This is a genomic window from Pseudomonas taeanensis MS-3, from assembly GCF_000498575.2.
GTDB classification, from domain to species: Bacteria; Pseudomonadota; Gammaproteobacteria; order Pseudomonadales; family Pseudomonadaceae; genus Aquipseudomonas; species Aquipseudomonas taeanensis.
This window is the reverse complement of record NZ_AWSQ01000004.1, coordinates 182,717-202,182: the sequence shown is the minus strand read 5'-3', so window position 1 is coordinate 202,182 and position 19,466 is coordinate 182,717. Positions and strand designations below refer to the sequence as shown.

Sequence of the window (19,466 nt, the reverse complement as noted above, 5' to 3'; positions counted from 1 at the left end):
TTGGCCTACGTGGATCAGTCTGAGATATTGTCGCTGTACGAAAAACACTCAGCGAGCGCTACGCCCCGCAGGCTGTGGCCTGTGTCCAGCAGGGCACAGCTTATCCACAACTCGGCGCACAGATATTGTGTCTAAGTGGTTAGCTATCTTATTGATATAGCTCAAAAAATAATCAGATCTCTGCAGTCGCTGCGGGACTAGGGCTGTGTGCCAGTCCGTACAGCTTATCCACAGCGCTATCCACGGGCGCTGTGGGTAAGCCGCTAGCCGGCACTAAAACGTCAGGGTGCGGCTGACATGGTTGATGGTCGCCAGGATTTGCCTGGGTTCAGCCAGTGCGGGTGCCATGGTCCAGCGTTGGAAGGCGTCGTTGCCGACGCGGAGCATGCCAGTGTGGGTGGTCTGGTCACTGTCGACCAGCGGATCGGGATCAGAGAACCCGAGGCTGTAGCGCAGTTCCTCGATGTCAGCGGATGCGCCAGTGAGGAACAGCCAGCCTGGATCGACGCGGTGCAGCTCGGCATAGGCCTTGAGCAGCTCAGGCGTATCCAGCTCCGGCTGTAGGGTTAGCGAGTACATGAACACGTCCCGGCCCGCGCGTGCGCCCAGTAGTTGTTGTACCCGGCGCAGGTTCGCCGTTGCGGTCGAGCAAATATCGGCGCAGGCGACGTACATCATATTGATGGCGACCACCTTGCCGCGCACCAGATCGTCGTAAAACCTGACCTCTTTGCCTTCGTGGGTAACCAGTGGCGTATTGGGGATGCGCTGGTTAGTTGACAAGGCGAGCTGGGATTGCGCTTGAGCACCTCGCCAGGCCTGCAGACCGAGTGCGGCGACGCCGAGACTGCCCATGCCCAGCAATAACTCTCTGCGTGTGTTCATTTGATGTTCACCTCATTGGTTCGGGTCGTTGCCGTCTGCGCTTCAGTCATCCTCTCCCTCGATATCAAAGCGCACCATCATCGCGTGGTCCTCGTGGATCACGTTGTGACAGTGCATCACGTACTTGCCGTGGAAGTCGCGAAAGCGCATGAGCACGCGCATGGTCATGGTCTGCTCGAGCACGAACACGTCTTTGCGTCCGCGCTCGTGTAGGGGCACGGGGACTTCGATGCCATCCACACTCTTGCTGAGGATGCGACCTTCCTCCAGATGGATGTGGATGGGGTGGGACCAGCCGCCGGACTTACCGACCAGCTCCCAGACCTCGGCGCTACCTTGCTTGATCTTGGCGCGTGGGTTGTGGGTGTCGAATAGCCTGCCGTTGATCGTCCATAAACCATTCTTGCGATCAAACTCCCAGCGCCGCTTCGGTAGTTTGTCTATTTCTTCTGGCGTGGGCAGGTCCGGCAAGGGGCGCAGTTGGTTGGGTACCTGGCTCAGGTCCTGCTCCGGCGGATTACGGTCGACGATGAACTTCAGTACACGGGTACCTGGCGCCTTGACGTCTTTGGGCTTGCGCGTGCTGTCCTGGCGCAGACGGTTGACCAGGTACAGCTCGGTGCCGATCGGGTACTGAGAGAAATCGACCACGATGTCGGCGCGCTCGGCCACCGCGAGACGCACTTTGCTCTGGTTGAATAGTGGCTGCGGTAGCAGGTTGCCGTCGTTGGCGATATAGGTGAAGCGCTGCACCTTGTCTTTCGCCGTGACCAGATAGAACTCGTAGAAGCGGCTGGGGCCACTGTTGAGCAGGCGGAGGCGGTACTTGCGCGCATCGACGCGCAGAACCGGTTCGATCTTGCCGTTGACCACTATCTTGTCACCGAGCACGCCCTCGACATGCAGGTCGTCGTAGAACAGCTGGCCGTCCGGTAGCGGGGCGAAGCGTCTGTCGCCGAAGGCCAGCGGGTAGTCGTAGGGATGGCTTGGCAGGCGCAGTGCGCCCGGTTTATCGTCGTCCTCTTTGCCCGTGTCGATGTGGTCGAACAACAGGTAAAAGCCTACCAGGCCGCGGTAGACGTTGGTCGCGGTGAAGTCCTCGGTGTGATCGTGATACCAGAGCGTGCCCTGGGCCTCTTTCGGATCGCCGATACCGTCGCCGTAGAGGGCTCGCCATTCGTCGTAACCGGCGTAGATATTGGGATAGAAGTGGTCTTTGAACTCCCCTGCGCCTTGCTTCGTTCCCGATGTGTCCAGGGTTGGGCCCGCCATGCTCTTACTATAGAAATCGCCGGGGTAGCCGTCGCTCTCGGAAGGGGTATGCAGGTTGTGCAGGTGGGTGGAGATCTCCGGGCTACCGAAGCCCACGTGGTTCTCCGGGAGTTTGTTATAGATGCGGCAGAGAGTTGGAGAGCCGTAATGGGCGAAGATGGTAGCGGGCACGGTCGCATCGGGATTGGTGCCGCGATAGGCCCAGACGCGCTGCGTGGGTAGGTCCGGGTGAACCAAATACTCGGCATTCTCCACTACGCTCAACTCATAAAACTCCGGTGTACCCAGCACGCCAGTCAGCTCGGCGTAACGCTGGTGCGGTGCCCGTCCAGCTTCGCCACCGGCGGTATTGGGGGATACGCTGGGCGGCGGGTCCAGGGTGCTGACGCTTTCAATCGGGACTATCTGCCTGGGCAGCTCCTCCAGCCATGGCCGGGTAGGTGGGCTGGGCGGGAAGACCGGCTGTGGGGTCGTCACCCACTCCGCTGCATCGCTGTTGCGCGCGCTTAGCAGTAGCGGAGCGGTCAGGGCGGTAGCGGAGAGTTTGAGGAAGGTGCGTCTGGCGGGGCCGTCGGGTGGGTCGTTCGGAGCGGCCGACGGATTTTTTTTTCCGTTGTTGTTCATGGACTGCCTCCACATTCTTGCCTGCGATTAGCCAAGGAATGTTGATTGCGTGGGTGTGGTTCTCCTCGGAAGACGGCGCGCAATGCGCACTCCAGCACCACGCGTTTCGTCTGCCGCCATACCTGACTAAAGATGTCTTCGCAGGTAGTGTCAAATTGGTGGCGGTTTGTATTTTATAAATATTTGTGTCTTTAATTTATTGATTTATAAGTAAAAATACAAAATATAAAGATCGAGATAATGTGTTTTGTGATGGGCATATAGCGAAATATATGCAGCTCAAGGCAGGTAAGACGAGCTAGGGGCTGAAGGGCTTGTACGGTGCCTGAAGTCAGGCATGACACTTGAGTGTGTGGCGAGGCTGGCCTAACGATCGCGCAACAAGGGTTGCAGTAGTGCGTGCATGGAGCGCCAGTGCGAGCCTTGCCAGAACACGCGGTGGCAGCGCGGGCAGGTGTGGAAGTGCTGCTGATGCGCGCGCACTTTCGGCGGCAGTCGCTCGGCGATCAGCGCCTTGTCGATCGGCTGCAGTGGCGCATTGCAGTGCAGGCACAGACTGAAGGGGCGTGCGCTGCGCGCCAGGTCGAGGCGTTCGAACAATTCGCGCAATTGCTGCGCGGGCTTCAGTGCATGCACATAGCAGCCATGGCTGATGATCCGCCGCTTGAGCAGTTCGCGGTCGCGGGTCAGCACAATACGGCCCTCTTTGGCGGCCAGCTCGGCGATTTGCTCGTCATGAAAATGGTTGTCATACAGGGTGTCGAACCCGGCTATGCGCAGCAGGTGGGCCAGCCCTCCGAGATGGGCGTCGGCGATGAAGCGGGTATTGCGTAGCGGTTGGTCACGCACCTTGAGCAGCGGGCTGATATCCAGGCGCTCGAACCTGGGATAGACCGCCACCCGGTCGCCTTCTGCCAGCAAGCGTTCGAAGCCCACCGACTGGCCATTGACCAGCACCAGCTCGACCTCGGTATGCGGCACGCCGAGAGCCTCGATCATGTGTTTGCAGGTCGCGGCCTGCGCGCAGCCGCAGGTAAACGCCGTGCGACGACGCTCGGCGGGGAGAAAATCATTGAGCTCCTCATAGAAGCGAAAGGTAGCGCTGACCATGATCTCAGTATGGCAGGCGTGGTTACCGCGCTGGCTGCGGCGTTGGGTGCAACGGCTTGCTGTGCGCCGCACGGCCGTGGCGTGACTCGTTTTCTGCCTAGGCGGGGGTGTTACGCGAAACCTGGGGGCATTGAGCAATTGCAGTCGATGGAGGTTGTCCGTGACACTGACGCCCCAGGCGCTGGCGCACCGACTTGGCATGTATGTCGAGCGTTGCAAGGGCAACCCCAATTCATCACCGTGGAGAACCCCCGTGTCCCAACTCGATCAAGAAAAGCGCCTTGCGGCCCGACTGGCGCTGCTGAGCAATCAGGATGCGCAAGACTGCAACCTCTACCGGCCGGACGAAGATGATCCAGAGGCTGAGGAAAAGGACCTGGGCGATGCCAAGATTCTGTTTACCGGCGCCTTCCAGGCTCCCGCAGATTGGGATGCAGCCGAGCGCGAGGACTACTTTGGCGATTCCGCGCCCGAACTGTTCGTTACGGCCCGCATCGAGTGCGAGGCCAAGCCGGCATCGGCCGGCTTCTTTGAACCCGAGATCGGTGATTACGTGGCGACCATGCCGGGGCTGGGCGAGGTGCTGATGTTCTATGTGCACGACTTCCTCGATGAAGAGGACGGCGCAACCTACATTCTGGTTCGCGACGAAGAGCTGCTGGACTAAGTGGCTTTGGATTAAGTGCTTCTGGACTGGCTGAGGTCGCTGAGAGACAGGCCCTAGATAACCGCTGGCGGCGCACGGCGTCGCCAGCGTGTCCCGGTGCAGCGCCACAGTTGCAACCTGACTGGCGCTGAAGGACTGCAGGGATTACCTGGGTGTCAGCATATTAGTAACGCTGCAGGGAGCCATTCTCGATCCGTACGCGGTCACCGACTCTCAGGCCTCCGGTTGTTGGCTGCGTCAGGGTCTGAAATCCCCCATTGTTCATGCGGATGGTGATTGCATAGGCATCCGCCGGCTGGTTGCGTTTCTCCAACTGGTGGCCAATGTAGGCACCGCCTGCAGCTCCGGCGATAGTCGCAGCCGTGTTACCGCTTCCAGAACCCACCTGATGGCCCGCCACGCCGCCGATCACGGCACCGGCCACGGTGCCCAGGCCGTAGCCGGTACCGGCTACGCCCTTGTAGTCTTGTTTCGCAGTGTCGATGGACTCCACCACGCCATATCCAGAGTAGATGGCCCTTGGTTCAGCGCTGCCCTGGTAAGGCTCATCCGGGTAGGAGGTAGGGGCAGACGGACTGGGTGTCGAGCATGCGCTGAGCGTAAAAGCACTGAGCAAAGCGAGCATGGGTCCAAATCTGAGCATCATCGTCATAGCTAGTGTCCTCTTGAACTGCCTGCTGCACAGAGCCGGTTTTATATTGACCGCGGCTGGAGAGAAAAGTCCGGCTGCGCGTCGATTACTCACCCGCGGTCTTGGTGCCTCAACCGAGCATGGATGCGATGCCACACTCACTCAGTCGGTGCGCTAGCGCCCATCTAGCGTTCCAGTCACTCAGCTGCCGTAACACTTGACCCTGCTCCGCGTTGGGAAAGTCAGCGTGGCGGCTGATCTTCGCGCAGCAGGAGTTGCAGCTCATCGCTTATGGGCATCGGGGCGAAGGCACTGACCCGTGCCCGCCCGCTGTTGCCGCTGGGCACCCAGATCCTGGAAAACAGTAGCGCGGCGATGATCCGCGGCACCTGACCCGCCACCTCACGCAGATCGCCGCTGCGCCAGCCTAACCGCAGCATCTGCCAGTGCGTGTGGGCATGTCGAAGCGGCTGGCGCTGGCTGAGGATGTGCGCGCGTTCCAGCCAGCGGAAAGCGTCGGCGTAATCTGCCTGCCGGCTGGCCGTGTCGGCCTGCAGCAAGGCTTCTTCGATAGCGTGGTGCAGTGCTGTTTTCATCACGGTTCTCCTGGGTTCTATTTGCGCAGCAGGCGCAGGCCGTTGAACACCACCAGCAGGCTGACGCCCATGTCGGCGAACACCGCCATCCACATAGTGGCCTGGCCAGTCAGAGTAATGCCGAGGAACAGCAGCTTGATCCCCAATGCCAGGGCGATGTTCTGCTTGAGCAGCGTCGCGGTCTGCCGCGACAGGCGAATGAACGCCGGGATCTTGCGCAGGTCGTCATCCATCAGCGCCACATCGGCGGTCTCGATGGCGGTATCGGTGCCGGCCGCCGCCATGGCGAAACCGATCTGCGACTGAGCTAGGGCAGGCGCATCGTTGATCCCATCACCGACCATGCCGACCACCGCGCCGCGTGCCTGCAGCGCCTCGATGGCTTGTAACTTGTCGCCGGGCAACAGGCTGCCGCGTGCCTCGTCGATGCCGACCTGCGCGGCGATGGCCTCGGCCGTGTGCGGGTTGTCGCCGCTCAGCATCAGGGTTTTCACCCCCAGCTGATGCAGTTCGGCGATGGCCTCGCGGCTGGAGTCCTTGAGCGTATCCGCCACGGCGAACAGGGCCAGCGCGCGGGATCGGTTGCACAGCACCACCACGCTTTTACCCTGGCGTTCCAGGCGATCGAGTTGCGCCTCCAGTTCGGGTGAGCAGAGGCCGAGTTCTTCCACTAGGCGATGGTTGCCCAGGTGATAGTCGATGCCCTCGATCGTTCCGCGCACCCCGAGTCCGAGCAGCGCTGTGAAGTTGTCCACCGCTTGCAGGGGCAGGCCGTTGTCTATGGCGTGCAGAGCGATGGCCAGAGATACCGGGTGGTCGGAATGGCTCGCCAGGCTGGCGGCGAGCAGGCGACTGGCGTCGAGATCAGCCTGGCCCAGCGCCAGGTAGTCGGTTTGCAGTGGTTTGCCGTGGGTCAGGGTGCCAGTTTTGTCCAGCGCCAGGACGCTTAGCTTATGGCCGAGCTCCAGGTAGGCGCCGCCCTTGATCAGGATGCCTTTGCGCGCCGCAGCGGCCAGGCCGCTGACGATGGTCACCGGGGTCGAGATCACCAACGCACAGGGGCACGCCACCACCAGCAGCACCAGGGCGCGGTAGATCCAGTCGAACCAGAGGCCGCCGAGCAGCAGCGGTGGTAATACGGCGATGGCCAGGGCCAGGGCGAAGACCACGGGGGTGTAGACCTTGGCGAACTGGTCGACGAAGCGCTGGGTCGGCGCCCGCGAGCCCTGGGCTTGTTCCACTGCGTGAATGATGCGCGCCAGGGTGCTGTCGTTCGCCGCCGCAGTGACGCGGTATTGCAACGAACCCGCCTGGTTGATGGTGCCGGCGAACAGCGGATCGCCGGGGTTCTTTTCCACCGGCAGGCTTTCCCCGGTAATCGGAGCCTGATCGACGCTGGAGCTGCCAGCGACCACCTCACCATCCAGGCCGATACGCTCGCCCGGCCGCACACGTACCCGCGCACCGAGCGCGACCTGTTTGACTTCGACCTCCAGCCAGCTGCCATCGGCCTGTTGCACGGTCGCTCGTTCCGGTGTCAGCTCCATCAGGCCGCGAATGGCATGGCGTGCGCGGTCCAGCGACTTCGCCTCGATCAGCTCGGCCACTGTGAACAGAAACATCACCATCGCCGCTTCCGGCCACTGGCCGATCAGCACCGCGCCCGTCACCGCAATGCTCATCAGCGCGTTGATGTTGAGGTTGCGGTGCTTCAGGGCGATCCAGCCTTTCTTGTAGGTGCCCAGCCCGCACAGCAGGATCGACGCCAGGGCCACGCCCGCCACCAGCCACTCGGGCGCCAGCGCGGCGAAGTGCATGACTTCTGCCGCCATGGCGGTCAGCCCAGCCAACGCCAGGGGCCACCAGGCCTGCTTGCGTGGCGTCACGCTGGCTTCAGTGTCGGACTGCCCGGCATGTTCGGTCACGGGGCTGAAGCCCAGCTCGCGGATGGCGGCGAGGGCTGGCGCCAGGGCGTGTGGCTCATGGCTCAGGATCAGCACGCGTTGCATCAGGTTGAATTCGATCGCGCTGATGCCCTGCATGCCGGACAGCTTGTCGCGGATCAGTTTTTCTTCAGTCGGGCAATCCATCTGCTCGATGCGCACGCGGGTTTGTCCCTTGCCCGGCGCCGCGTCTGCCGACAGATTCGGCGCGCTGTGCGCCTCCGTAGAGGCGCAGCAAGCAGTCATTGACCGGTCCTCGGGTGTGCTTCCTGCAGCGTGGTAGTGGCTCATGCTGTTGTCCTCGGGTTTTGATGTTGCCGAGTACACACCCTGAAGTCACTATAGGGTCAAGCATTTGCTGGAGACGCTAGATGAAGATCGGAGAACTGGCCAAACTGACTGACTGCCAGGTCGAGACCATTCGCTACTACGAGCGTGAGGGACTGCTATCAGCGCCGGCGCGCAGCGAAGGTAACTACCGGCTGTATGGCAACGAGCATGTCGAGCGGCTGACCTTCATTCGCAACTGCCGCACCCTGGACATGACCCTGGATGAGGTCAGGAGCCTGCTGAGTCTCAAGGACAGACCCGAGGAAAAGTGCGAAGGCGTCAATGCCCTGATTGACGCGCACATCGAGCATGTCCAGGTTCGCCTGGCGAGCTTGCAGGCCTTGCAGGATCAGCTGGTTGAGTTGAGGAAACGCTGCTCGGTAGCGCGGGGCGTCGAGCAATGCAGGATTATTCATCAGCTGACCGAGACTGGTGGAGTCAGTCCGCCAGAAGAGGGCAGCCACTCCCATGTCGGCAAGAGCCATGGGCGCTGAGACCGCCAACGCGCCGTCCACGCCGCAATCATTCGATAAGTGAAAACCCGTAATGAATCCAGATGCAATCGCCACCCTGCACCACCAGTTAATCGCCGCGTTAAGCGCTGTACCCGACGAGACACGCCGCCTGTTTCACGGCAGAGGACAGCGCTGGCCGGGACTGGAGCACGTCACCGCCGACTGGCTGCAAGGCGTGCTGCTGGTGTGCCTGTTCAGGCAGCCGAGTGACGCTGAGTTGGTCGAACTGAAAGCCATGCTCATGGCCCTGAGCGAGACGCCTGCCTGGCGCGACAGCAAGGCGCAAACCCTGCTGCTGCAACATCGTTACTTACCGGACAGCACAACCGAATGCCTGCTGGGGGAGGCCGTTGATCAATGGCTGATCAGCGAGCACGGCCTGCGTTATCAGTTGGACTTGGGCACCAAACAGAATAACGGCTTGTTTCTCGACATGCGCTACGGCCGCCGCTGGGTGCAGGCGCAGGCCCAAGGCAAGCGAGTGCTCAATCTATTTGCCTACACCTGCGGCTTCTCGGTGGCCGCGATTGCCGGTGGCGCCGAACATGTGGTCAATCTGGACATGGCCAAGGCGGCCTTGAGTCGTGGTCGCGACAACCATCGGCTCAATCAGCATGACCTGAGCCGGGTGAGCTTCTTGGGCCACGAGCTGTTCAAGTCCTGGAGCAAGGTCAAGAAATACGGCCCTTATGACCTGATCATCATCGACCCGCCTTCCTTCCAGAAGGGCAGCTTTGCCCTGACCAAGGACTACCAGAAAATACTCCGCCGCCTGCCCGAATTGTTGACTGCGCAAGGCGTCGTGCTGGCCTGCGTCAATGACCCAGGCATCGGCCCGGACTTTCTAATTGAGGGCATGGCCAACGAGGCGCCCAGCCTGCGCTATGTGCAGCGCCTGGAAAACCCGCCGGAGTTTGCCGACATCAGCCCTGACAGTGGGTTGAAGGCGTTGGTGTTTAGCCAAGCCGACGAAAGTGGCGCGCACCAAACGGCCTAGTCTGGCAGCGGCATGCATTACGCCGCTGGCCAGGATGTTGGGGCTATTCGAGTGTCCCTGTGGTCATCCATAGGGAGCATCTCGGCCTGTCACGAGCGGCGGAAGACGAGCCGAAGAGGGTGTTAGCGAGTCATGAGTCTGTCGCCGTTTCTTTGCTGCGCGGCCTGGCGCAGGCAGCGGGCGAGTTTCTCTCGTACCGCTTGGTCTACCTGTTGGGAGGCGATCATATTGATCTTCAGAATCGCATTGCTGCGCAACTGCTCACTCGGCAGTGGCCGCACCTGGTTGGGCTGAATCAGCGATTCCGGTAGCAGTGAGATGGCAAAGCCTGCATGTACGGCGGCGGCTACGTTATCCAGCATGGTGCTGCCAAATACCTGCTGATAGGCCAGGCCAGACTTTTTCAGCTCTTCCAGGCAGATATCGCGCACGATGCAGTTGTCCTTATGCAGTGCCACCGGCAGTTTTTTACCTTTCTCCCTATGGGCACCGATTGATGCTGCCCAGATCAGCCGTTCGCTCCACAGCAGTTCTTCGCCCTCGGAGTCGGGTTCGCCGGCGACTATGGCAATATCCAGCTCACCCTGTTGCAACATCTGGCGCAGGTTGCGGCTGCGGGCACAGGTGATACGGGCATCCAGGCGCGGTAATTCCTGACTGAGCAGCGGCATAAAGTGGTTAAGGAAGTCCTGGGCATAATCGGTGGGAATGCCAAAGCGTAATTTACCGGAGAGCTGGCCTTCGCTGAGGGCGGAGAGGGCGGCGCTGTTCAGCTTTAGAAACTGTTCGCTGTAGCTGAGCAGGGTTTCACCGGCTTCCGTCAGTTTGATACCCCGGTTGTTACGTTCCATCAGCCGGGTGCCGAGCTGATCTTCCAGTCGTTTCAGCTGCATACTCACTGCCGCATGAGAGCGAAACACCGAGGCGGCCGCCTTCTTCAGCTCGCCTTCTTTGACCACCGCGGAAAAGGTTCGCAGCAGTTCCAGATCCAGTAACGGGTCCATCAGGAAATCCTCAGCCTGGTTCCGGCCAGATTATTCAGTTATTCAGGAAAGCTGAATAACAAGTTAACTGATATTCGTTTGCCTGAATCATGTCGCGTTTTTAAGGTGGATAGCAACGGGGCGCTGAGCTCATCAGTGGCTGATCCGTATCCACCGCCAAAAATGATGACCGGAGAAGTGACGATGAGAAGTGCCGATGAACAGTCCTAGCGTTCCGCAAACCATGTCCGGTGTGTTGCTCACCGGGCATGGCGGTCTGGAAAAACTGCAGTACCGTGAGGACCTGAAAGTACCGCAGCCCGCGACAGGCGAGGTGCTGATCCGGGTCGCCGCCGCGGCGGTGAACAATACCGATATCAACACCCGCATCGGCTGGTATTCAAAACAGGTGACCGGGCAGACTAACGCCGGTGCCGCCGATGGCTTTGCCAACATTTCCGATGACGATGCCAGCTGGTCCGGCGAAGCGCTGAGCTTTCCGCGGATTCAGGGCTGCGACTGCTGTGGTTACATAGTGGCAGTGGGCGAAGGCGTCGATGCCGCGCGAATCGGCGAGCGGGTGCTGGTGCGCAACCTGCAGCAGAAGCCGGGCAATAACCGCGAGTTTGACTGTATTACCTACGGCTCCGAGTGCGATGGTAGCTTTGCGCAATACACCAAGTCGCTGGCGAATGAAGCCTATGCGATTGACAGTACTCTGACCGATGCCGAGCTGGCCTCATTTCCCTGTGCCTATTCCACCGCCGAAAATATGTTGCACCGGGCAAACCTGCAGCACGGCGAACGGGTGCTGATTACCGGGGCCTCCGGTGGTGTTGGTTCGGCCGCGGTGCAGCTGGCGAAACGTCGTGGTGCGTATGTGATTGCGGTCTGTGGGGCCGATAAGCATGCGCAGGTTCTGGCGCTGGGGGCCGATCAGGTGATCAGTCGCGGGCAAAACCTGGCGGATGCGCTGACGCCGGAAAGTGTCGATCTGGTGGTCGATCTGGTAGCCGGCCCGCAGTGGCCACAACTGCTGAATACGTTGCGCCGAGGCGGACGTTATACGGTGGCCGGCGCTATTGCCGGGCCGATTGTCGAGTTGGATGTGCGGACCCTGTACCTGCGGGATCTGAGTTTCTTTGGCTGTACCTATCAGCCGCGGGTGGTATTCGAGAACCTGGTTCGCTATATCGAGCAGGGTGAGCTGCAGCCGCTGGTGGCGCAAACCTATCCGCTGCAGGCGATTGCCGAAGCGCAGCAGGACTTCATGGCCAAAGGCTTCATCGGCAAGCTGGTGCTGCTACCGGAAGGCGAATAATCATGAAAATCGTTGAAATCGCGGTCTTTCACCGAGCCTTGCCGATTAACGGCGAGCCCTACCGGATGGCCTTACAGACGCTGACCGAGCTGGATGCAACCCTGGTGCGGATCACCACCGACACTGGTGTGGTGGGTTTTGGCGAAAGCTGTCCGCTGGGGCCGGCCTATCAGCCGGAACATATGCTTGGCGCGCGGGCGGCGCTGCAGGAGATAGCGCCACACCTGATTGGTCTCAATCCGCTGCATATAAACCAACTGTACGGGGTGATGAATCAGGCGCTGTGCGGCAGCCTCTATGCCAAAGCGGCGATCGATATGGCGCTGTGGGATATCGCCGGCAAGACCTACGGTGTGCGGGTGTGCGATCTGCTTGGTGGCGCGTTACGCGAACGGGTGCCCTCCTATTACGCCATCAGCCTGCTGCCCGCCGATGAGGCGGCGCTGGTGGCACAGCAGAAGCAGGCCGCCGGCTTCAAACGGCTGCAGCTGAAAGTGGGTGGGCGGGATATCTCCGAGGATATAGCGGCGGTGCACAAGGTCTCGGAAGTTCTGGCAGCGGACACAGTCCTGGCGGTGGACGCTAACCGTGGCCTCAGTGCCCGTGATGCGATTCAGCTGTCACTGGCCTGCGGCGATCGGCGCTTCGTACTGGAGCAGCCCTGCATGACCTATGAGCAATGCCTCAGCGTGCGCCAGCGCATAGCCCATCCGCTCTACCTGGATGAGGTGATCACCGATCTGAACATGCTGCTGCGGGCGATCGGGGACAATGCCGCCGATGGCTTCGGCATGAAACAGAGTCGGGTCGGCGGCATCAGTCAGATGCGCACCATCCGGGATGTCTGCGCCAGCGTCGGGTTGCCGATGACCTCGGACGATACCTGGGGTGGTGATCTGATCGCCGCTAGCTGTCTGCATGTAGCTGCCACCATGCAGCCGTCACTCTGTGACGGAGTGTGGATCGCCGCGCCTTACATAGACGGTCATTATGATGCCGACAACGGCATAGAGATCGATGGCGGTCAGTTGCAGCTGCCAACGGGACCTGGATTAGGTGTGGTGCCGCATATAGCAGCGCAGGAGCAACCGCTGATGCGGTTTGCCTGAAAAACCGGAGCGGCCTCGGCGGCGGCGTGACGTATTACTAATCACTCTGGCCGCTTTGACCTTGGGCTGTCCCTTGCCCGTCACGCAAGGCAGGGGACAACCCAGGGCAGACCTTTAGGGACAAATACCCCTTTTCTTGACTGCACCTGAATGGTTTTTTACGGCCCGCCGATGTCCGGAGTTCTCTCTTGCCTCCAGTCTAGCCGGACTATCCGTGGCACGTAATCCTGGCCCCTCGCGGGCTTTCGAATTCACCGACAGAAATGTTCCTGATAGATCAATACGCGAAGTTATCCGGTCGATTCGCACGACAGATTTACGCGAAGCGTCGATCTGCGCAGGACATTTCAACACATCCCCTTCGATCTGAAGCAGCGTGTCTCGCGGGGCGTCTTGCCAACCCCGCTCGCCGCTGCCGGCCGGTCAGGCCGTAAATCTTGCCTATAGTTAAGAACATCTGCTCGCCGTCGAGGCGCTGTTTTCGTCCAGGTTAGATGTCTGAGATGAAGCTCAAGGGGCGTCCAATCCGTCATCTGCATGGGCCGGGGCACGTTGAAGTGCCAGCCAGTCCGCAGGGTTCCGGAGCAGATCCGGACTCGTCCGGTTCGCCCGCGCGATCGCGATGCGCAACAACACAAACATGAGGATGCCCCATGGAACATGCACTCAGTTTCGCAACCTGGTTCTGGCTGGTCGTGCCGATGTGCGCCGTCGTGTTGCTGTCGTTGATTACCTACCTGATGGGCAAGTGAGGAGCGACAGCCATGAACATGAGTACCCCCACCCTGGTGACCTTCGTCGTCTACCTGGTCGGTATGCTGATCATCGGCTTCGCGGCCTATCGGCTCACCGATGACCTGTCCGACTACGTGCTCGGCGGACGCCGCCTCGGCCCCGGCGTTGCTGCGCTGAGCGCCGGCGCGTCGGACATGAGCGGCTGGCTGCTGCTCGGGCTGCCCGGCGCCTTCTATGTCTCGGGCATGAACCAGGCGTGGATCGCCGTGGGCCTGACGATAGGCGCCTACCTGAATTGGCAGTTCGTTGCCCGCCGGTTACGCGTTTACACCGAGGTTGCCCGCGACGCGATCACCGTGCCCGACTACCTCGAGAACCGTTTCCATGACAGCAGCAAGGTGCTGAGGATCATTTCGGCGGTAGTGATTCTGGTGTTCTTCACCTTCTACACCTCCTCGGGCATGGTCGCCGGCGCGACCCTGTTCGAGAAGAGCTTCGGCATGGAGTACAGCGTCGCGCTCTGGGTGGGCGCCATCGTGATCATCTCCTACACCTTTCTCGGTGGCTTCCTGGCGGTGTGCTGGACCGACTTCGTGCAGGGCCTGCTGATGTTTGTCGCCCTGCTCATGGTCCCGATCGCGGTAATCAGTGCCGACGGTGGCTGGAGCAACACGGTCGCCAAGGTGGCGGCCATCGATCCTGCGCGCCTCGACATCTTCCACGAGATGACGCTGTTCGGCATCGTCTCGCTGATGGCCTGGGGACTGGGCTATTTCGGCCAGCCGCATATCGTCGTGCGCTTCATGGGTTTGCGCCGCTCGAGCGACATGCCCATGGCCAAACTGATTGGCATGACCTGGATGGTGCTGGCCGTTTACGGCGCGATGTTCACCGGTTTCGCCGGCATCGCCTATTTCGCCGACAATCCGCTGGCGAATGCGGAGACGGTGTTTATTACCCTGTCGCAAGTGCTGTTCAACCCCTGGGTGGCGGGTGTGCTGTTGGCGGCGATCCTGTCGGCGATCATGAGCACCATCGACTCGCAGTTGCTGGTCTCCTCGAGCGCACTCACCGAGGACTTCTACAAGGCCTTGATCCGGCCGAACGCCGGCCAGAAGGAGCTGGTGTGGATCGGCCGCGGCACGGTGATTCTGATCGCATTGATCGCCGTGCTCATGGCGCGCGACCCCGACAGCACGGTACTCGGCCTGGTCTCCTATGCCTGGGGCGGATTCGGCGCAGCGTTCGGGCCGGTGATCATCCTGTCGCTGTTCTGGAAACGCATGACCCGCAATGGTGCCATCGCCGGCATGATCGTCGGCGCGGTCACGGTGATCGTGTGGAAGCAGATCGAAGGCGGCATGTTCGACATGTACGAGATCCTTCCCGGCTTCATCCTCTGTGCGCTCACCGTCGTCGGGGTAAGCCTGATGAGCGAGCCGCCAGCCACGGCGATCCAGGACGAGTTCGACACCTTCGAGAAGACCCTTCACGACTGAGTGCGGTTATACGACTGCCGACGCATCGGTACCCGCGTCGGTATCCGCGCCGGCCTTAGCGAGGCTGGTGCGGAGCATCCGCACCAGGCTTCAGGCGAGGACGAAACCATGAGTTCCGCGACACCCCCACTGCAACCCGATGCGCTGCGGCGCGAGATCGACGCCCACTACCGTGCCGACGAAGCTCAGTGCGTGACAGCGCTGCTTGGCCAACTCGATGTCAAGGCCGAGGCCCAGGCGCGCATCCAGGCCACTGCCAGGCGCCTGGTCGAGGGTGTGCGCGCCAGGTCCAAGGGCGGCATCGACGCCTTTCTGCACCAGTACGGCCTGTCCACCCAGGAGGGGGTGATGTTGATGTGCATCGCCGAAGCGCTGCTGCGCATCCCCGACGACGCCACCCAGGAAGCGCTGATCCGCGACAAGATGTCGGCCGCCAACTGGGACGCACACCTCGGGCGCAGCGACTCGGTGTTCGTCAATGCCTCGACCTGGGCGCTGATGCTCACCGGTCGGGTCGTCGGCCTGCGCGGAGTCAAGGGCCAGACAGCCGGTGCGGTGCTGCGTCGGCTGGTCGCCCGGGTCGGCGAGCCGATGATCCGCGAGGCGGTGAATCAGGCGATGCGCATCATGGGCAAGCAGTTCGTCATGGGCCGCACGATCGACGAGGCGCTCGAGCGGGCCAAGGCATTCGAGCGCAAGGGCTACAGCTATTCCTATGACATGCTGGGGGAGGCCGCACGGACGATGGCCGACGCCGATCGTTTCTTCGAGTCCTACCGCAGTGCGATCGCCGCCATCGGCCGCGTCTCGGGCGGGAAGGGCATCTACGCGGGGCCGGGCATCTCGGTCAAGCTGTCGGCGCTGCACCCGCGCTACGAACTGTGGCAGGAGCAGCGGGTCATGGACGAGCTGGTGCCGCGCATGCACGCGCTCGCAGTCGAGGCCGCCAAGCTCAACATCGGCCTCAACATCGACGCCGAAGAGGCGGCGCGGCTGGACATCTCGCTCGACGTCATCGAGGCGGTTTCCGGCTCCGAGGATCTCAAGGGCTGGGACGGTTTCGGCGTCGTCGTGCAGGCCTATCAAAAGCGCGCGCCCTTCGTTATCGACTGGCTCGCCGACATGGCCCGTCGCCACGGCCGCCGGCTGATGGTGCGCCTGGTCAAGGGCGCCTATTGGGATGCGGAAATCAAGCTGTCGCAGGAGCTGGCGCTGCCCGACTACCCGGTCTACACGCGCAAGATGAACACCGACGTCGCCTACCTCGCCTGCGCGCGCAAACTGCTGGCGAATCGCGACGTGTTCTATCCGCAGTTCGCGACCCACAACGCCCACTCCATTGCTTCCGTGCTCGAGTACGCCGGCGACAAGGGCGGTTTCGAATTCCAGCGCCTGCACGGCATGGGCGAAGAACTGTACGAGGGTGTGGTCGAGGACAAGCGCATCGGCATGCCGTGCCGCATCTATGCGCCGGTCGGGGGGCACGAGGACCTGCTCGCCTACCTGGTGCGTCGGCTGCTGGAAAATGGCGCCAACAGTTCCTTCGTCAACCGCATTCAGGATGAGTCGCAGCCGGTCGATGCGATCATCGCCGATCCGGTCGCCCAGGTGCAGGCCCTGTCCTATATCCCGCATCCGCAGATCCCGCAGCCGCAAGACCTCTATGGCCAAGGGCGGACCAACTTCGCCGGGCGCGATCTGTTCGATCGCTCGACCCTGCGCGAGCTCGCCGAGGCGATGGCGGCGGCCGAGCAGGGCAGCTGGCGCGCCGGGCCGATCATCGAAGGTAAAGAGCCCCAGCGCGACGCGCGCGAGGTGCTGAACCCGGCTGACCGCAGCAGCGTCGTCGGCCATGCGAGCGAGGCCACGGACGAGGACGTCGAGCAGGCGCTGGCCAGCGCCCAGCGCAATGCTGCCGACTGGGCCGCCACCCCGGTCGCCGAGCGCGCCGCGGCCCTGCGTCGGCTCGCCGACCTGATGGAACAAGAGGCGCCGCAGCTGATGGCCATCACGGTACGCGAGGCAGGCAAGACGCTCGCGGATGCCCTTGCCGAGGTGCGCGAGGCAGTCGATTTCTGCCGCTACTACGCGCAGCGCGCCGAGCACGACTTCGGCCCGCCGGTGCGCCTGCGCGTGCCGGCTGCTGCGGGCCACGAGGCGCGCCTGCACGGTGGCGGAGTGTTCTGCTGCATCAGCCCATGGAACTTCCCGCTGGCGATCTTCGCCGGTCAGGTCACCGCGGCGCTGGCTGCGGGCAACGCGGTGGTGGCCAAACCTGCCGAACAGACGCCGCTGATTGCCGCCGCCGCCGTGCGGCTGATGCACCGCGCCGGCATCCCGGCCGGCGTGCTGCACCTGCTGCCCGGTGATGGCGCCCGTGTCGGTGGCGCGCTGGTCGCCGATTCCCGCGTGACCGGGGTGTGCTTCACCGGCTCGACCGAGGTGGCGCAGTTGATCAACCGCACACTGGCGCGACGTGACGGCGTGCTCTGCCCGCTGATTGCCGAGACCGGCGGCCTGAATGCGATGATCGTCGACTCCAGCGCACTGCCCGAGCAGGTCGCCCGCGACGTCGTCATGTCGGCCTTCCAGAGTGCCGGCCAGCGCTGTTCGGCGCTGCGCGTACTGTTCGTGCAAGAGGATGTCGCCGACAAGATGCTGAAGATGATCTGTGGCGCGATGGAGGAGCTCAATGTCGGCGACCCGTCACTGCTGTCGAGCGACATCGGCCCGGTCATCGACGACGAGGCCAAGGGCCTGCTCGACAAGCACATCAAGCGCATGCGCGGCGAGGCGAAGCTGCTCAAGCAGATCAAACCAGGCCCGAGCAGCGGCCGGGGCAGCTTCGTCGGACCGGTTGCCTTCGAACTTGACAGTCTGGCGCGCCTCAAGCGTGAGGTGTTCGGCCCGGTGCTGCACGTCATTCGCTTCCCCGGCGAGCAGATCGGCAAGGTGGTCGATAGCATCAACGCGACGGGCTACGGACTGACCCACGGTATCCACACCCGTGTCGATGAGACGCGCGACCTGATTCTCGAGCGGATGCGTGCGGGCAATGCCTATGTCAATCGCAACCAGATCGGCGCGGTGGTCGGCGTCCAGCCTTTCGGCGGTGAAGGCCTCTCGGGCACTGGGCCGAAGGCCGGCGGTCCGCACTACCTGCTGCGCTTCGCCAGCGAGGTCGTCGATGGCGAAGCGCAGCCGCAGGCCGCCGCTGCCGGTGGCGAGGCGCCCACACTGGCGGGCGTGTCGCGTGAGCAGCTGTTGCGTGCGCTGGAAGAGGCGAGGGCTGCAGCGCCCGCCTGGTCGGCGCGACCGGTCGCTGAACGTAGCGCGATGCTGGAGAAGGCCGCGGCGGCGCTGGAGGCCTCGGCACAAACGCTCGGCGGACTCGACCCGGACGGCGAGCAGGGCATCGGCCGAGCCGCCGAGGCCCTGCGTTTCTACGCCGCGCAGGCGGAGGCCGAACTGGCCGAACCCACTGTGCTGCCCGGGCCCACCGGTGAGCGTAACGAACTGAGGTGTCCGCCGCGTGGTCTCGTAGCTTGCCTCGCGGCCACCGGCAGTGGCTTCGCCGCGCTCGCCGCCGAGAGTGGCGCGGCGCTCGCCGCCGGCAACAGCGTGGTGCTGTGGCACGAGGATGGCCGCGTGGCCAGCGAGCTGCAGCGCCTGCTGCACACCGCCGGGGTGCCGAAGGACGCGCTCGGTGCGCTGGCCTCCGGTGCGGACGCGACCCTGAAGGACGTGATCGAGGACGAACGCGTCGATGCCGTGGCCCTGGCCGGGCCGCACGCGCTGGCGAAGGCGCTCAATCGCGTGCTTGCTGAATGCGACGGGGCGATCCGGCCGCTGATCCCCTTTGCGCTAAAAGCCCATGCGGGCGGCGCGCCGGGTTGTCCGCTCGCCGGCAGCCCGGCCTACCTGCACCGCTTCGTGCTGGAGCGCGCGCTGAGCATTGACACCACCGCGTCGGGCGGCAACGCCTCGCTATTCACGATGGAGTAGCCGCCACGCCGGGGGCTGGCATGTAGCAACGCAGGCAGCGTTTTAAGTCTGCGTTGCTAGGTGAAACCTGTCTGAGCTTTGCTGCATGAGCAGAGCAGGAAGTTGCATGGCCGTGCGCTTTCGTGCCGGCTCAGGTCGCTAAAACTGCCTGAAAACGTTTTTCCACAGCCTCCACCCATAGCTGGCTAGCAAGTTGGAAGTCGGATCGACCGGCTGTTTCCGCCTCATGGCGGACACCGACGGG

The 19,466-nt window shown here is 62.5% G+C and carries 14 protein-coding genes; 7 read left to right on the top strand and 7 right to left on the bottom strand.

Annotated features, from left to right (window positions below):
* Window positions 1–273 precede the first annotated feature (273 nt).
* The 3 genes from TMS3_RS14595 to TMS3_RS14585 all read right to left on the bottom strand — a co-directional run bounded on the left by TMS3_RS14595 (window position 274) and on the right by TMS3_RS14585 (window position 3,891).
* Window positions 274–885, bottom strand: a complete 612-nt coding sequence (locus TMS3_RS14595; RefSeq protein WP_025166018.1) for an SCO family protein — start codon at window positions 883–885, stop codon at window positions 274–276.
* A gap of 42 nt (window positions 886–927) precedes the next feature.
* The gene (locus TMS3_RS14590; RefSeq protein WP_025166017.1) at window positions 928–2,781 is read right to left on the bottom strand and encodes a multicopper oxidase family protein; all 1,854 of its coding nucleotides are present in this window, start codon (window positions 2,779–2,781) and stop codon (window positions 928–930) included.
* 366 nt (window positions 2,782–3,147) lie between these two features.
* On the bottom strand, window positions 3,148–3,891 hold the full coding sequence (locus tag TMS3_RS14585; protein ID WP_025166016.1) for a Mut7-C RNAse domain-containing protein: 744 nt from the start codon (window positions 3,889–3,891) through the stop codon (window positions 3,148–3,150).
* A gap of 253 nt (window positions 3,892–4,144) precedes the next feature.
* Between TMS3_RS14585 and TMS3_RS14580 the strand changes: the two genes are divergently transcribed.
* The gene (locus tag TMS3_RS14580; protein WP_025166015.1) at window positions 4,145–4,558 is read left to right on the top strand and encodes a hypothetical protein; all 414 of its coding nucleotides are present in this window, start codon (window positions 4,145–4,147) and stop codon (window positions 4,556–4,558) included.
* A gap of 163 nt (window positions 4,559–4,721) precedes the next feature.
* On the opposite strand, the gene TMS3_RS14575 is transcribed toward TMS3_RS14580, so the two are convergent.
* The 3 genes from TMS3_RS14575 to TMS3_RS14565 all read right to left on the bottom strand — a co-directional run bounded on the left by TMS3_RS14575 (window position 4,722) and on the right by TMS3_RS14565 (window position 7,974).
* The gene (locus TMS3_RS14575; protein WP_160321035.1) at window positions 4,722–5,183 is read right to left on the bottom strand and encodes an outer membrane lipoprotein; all 462 of its coding nucleotides are present in this window, start codon (window positions 5,181–5,183) and stop codon (window positions 4,722–4,724) included.
* Window positions 5,184–5,431: 248 nt separating this feature from the next.
* Window positions 5,432–5,785: a DUF3703 domain-containing protein gene (locus TMS3_RS14570; RefSeq protein ID WP_025166013.1), complete on the bottom strand. Its 354-nt coding sequence runs from the start codon at window positions 5,783–5,785 to the stop codon at window positions 5,432–5,434.
* 17 nt (window positions 5,786–5,802) lie between these two features.
* Window positions 5,803–7,974 (bottom strand): heavy metal translocating P-type ATPase, encoded by a 2,172-nt coding sequence (locus tag TMS3_RS14565; RefSeq protein ID WP_025166012.1) that lies wholly within the window; start codon window positions 7,972–7,974, stop codon window positions 5,803–5,805.
* A gap of 125 nt (window positions 7,975–8,099) precedes the next feature.
* Here TMS3_RS14565 and cadR point away from each other — a divergent pair, with 125 nt between their 5' ends.
* Together cadR and TMS3_RS14555 are read left to right on the top strand one after the other, a co-directional pair.
* On the top strand, window positions 8,100–8,552 hold the full coding sequence (gene cadR / locus TMS3_RS14560; RefSeq protein ID WP_025166011.1) for a Cd(II)/Pb(II)-responsive transcriptional regulator: 453 nt from the start codon (window positions 8,100–8,102) through the stop codon (window positions 8,550–8,552).
* Window positions 8,553–8,604: 52 nt separating this feature from the next.
* Window positions 8,605–9,570 (top strand): class I SAM-dependent methyltransferase, encoded by a 966-nt coding sequence (locus TMS3_RS14555; protein ID WP_025166010.1) that lies wholly within the window; start codon window positions 8,605–8,607, stop codon window positions 9,568–9,570.
* A 122-nt stretch (window positions 9,571–9,692) separates the two neighbouring features.
* Here the strand turns inward: TMS3_RS14555 and TMS3_RS14550 are convergent, their stop codons facing one another.
* Window positions 9,693–10,574: a LysR family transcriptional regulator gene (locus TMS3_RS14550; protein ID WP_025166009.1), complete on the bottom strand. Its 882-nt coding sequence runs from the start codon at window positions 10,572–10,574 to the stop codon at window positions 9,693–9,695.
* A gap of 196 nt (window positions 10,575–10,770) precedes the next feature.
* Between TMS3_RS14550 and TMS3_RS14545 the strand changes: the two genes are divergently transcribed.
* From TMS3_RS14545 to putA, 4 genes are all read left to right on the top strand, one after another.
* Window positions 10,771–11,874: an alcohol dehydrogenase family protein gene (locus TMS3_RS14545; RefSeq protein WP_025166008.1), complete on the top strand. Its 1,104-nt coding sequence runs from the start codon at window positions 10,771–10,773 to the stop codon at window positions 11,872–11,874.
* A gap of 2 nt (window positions 11,875–11,876) precedes the next feature.
* Entirely contained in the window at window positions 11,877–12,983 is a 1,107-nt protein-coding gene (locus tag TMS3_RS14540; protein WP_025166007.1) for a mandelate racemase/muconate lactonizing enzyme family protein, read from the top strand.
* Window positions 12,984–13,747: 764 nt separating this feature from the next.
* Window positions 13,748–15,217: a sodium/proline symporter PutP gene (gene putP / locus TMS3_RS14535; RefSeq protein WP_025166562.1), complete on the top strand. Its 1,470-nt coding sequence runs from the start codon at window positions 13,748–13,750 to the stop codon at window positions 15,215–15,217.
* Window positions 15,218–15,325: 108 nt separating this feature from the next.
* Window positions 15,326–19,222 carry a bifunctional proline dehydrogenase/L-glutamate gamma-semialdehyde dehydrogenase PutA gene (gene putA, locus TMS3_RS14530; protein WP_025166006.1) on the top strand — a complete coding sequence of 1,299 codons (3,897 nt, stop codon included), beginning with the start codon at window positions 15,326–15,328 and terminating at the stop codon, window positions 19,220–19,222.
* Window positions 19,223–19,466 lie beyond the last annotated feature (244 nt).

Excerpts from the sequence above, each read along its gene's own strand:
- TMS3_RS14555 (WP_025166010.1), top strand. The coding sequence starts at position 8,605 with ATGAATCCAGATGCAATCGCCACCCTGCACCACCAGTTAATCGCCGCG.
- TMS3_RS14575 (WP_160321035.1), bottom strand. The coding sequence starts at position 5,183 with ATGCTCGCTTTGCTCAGTGCTTTTACGCTCAGCGCATGCTCGACACCC.
- TMS3_RS14585 (WP_025166016.1), bottom strand. The coding sequence starts at position 3,891 with ATGGTCAGCGCTACCTTTCGCTTCTATGAGGAGCTCAATGATTTTCTC.
- TMS3_RS14595 (WP_025166018.1), bottom strand. The coding sequence starts at position 885 with ATGAACACACGCAGAGAGTTATTGCTGGGCATGGGCAGTCTCGGCGTC.
- TMS3_RS14565 (WP_025166012.1), bottom strand. The coding sequence starts at position 7,974 with ATGACTGCTTGCTGCGCCTCTACGGAGGCGCACAGCGCGCCGAATCTG.
- TMS3_RS14570 (WP_025166013.1), bottom strand. The coding sequence starts at position 5,785 with ATGAAAACAGCACTGCACCACGCTATCGAAGAAGCCTTGCTGCAGGCC.
- TMS3_RS14540 (WP_025166007.1), top strand. The coding sequence starts at position 11,877 with ATGAAAATCGTTGAAATCGCGGTCTTTCACCGAGCCTTGCCGATTAAC.
- TMS3_RS14545 (WP_025166008.1), top strand. The coding sequence starts at position 10,771 with ATGAACAGTCCTAGCGTTCCGCAAACCATGTCCGGTGTGTTGCTCACC.
- TMS3_RS14550 (WP_025166009.1), bottom strand. The coding sequence starts at position 10,574 with ATGGACCCGTTACTGGATCTGGAACTGCTGCGAACCTTTTCCGCGGTG.
- cadR (WP_025166011.1), top strand. The coding sequence starts at position 8,100 with ATGAAGATCGGAGAACTGGCCAAACTGACTGACTGCCAGGTCGAGACC.
- putP (WP_025166562.1), top strand. The coding sequence starts at position 13,748 with ATGAACATGAGTACCCCCACCCTGGTGACCTTCGTCGTCTACCTGGTC.
- TMS3_RS14590 (WP_025166017.1), bottom strand. The coding sequence starts at position 2,781 with ATGAACAACAACGGAAAAAAAAATCCGTCGGCCGCTCCGAACGACCCA.
- putA (WP_025166006.1), top strand. The coding sequence starts at position 15,326 with ATGAGTTCCGCGACACCCCCACTGCAACCCGATGCGCTGCGGCGCGAG.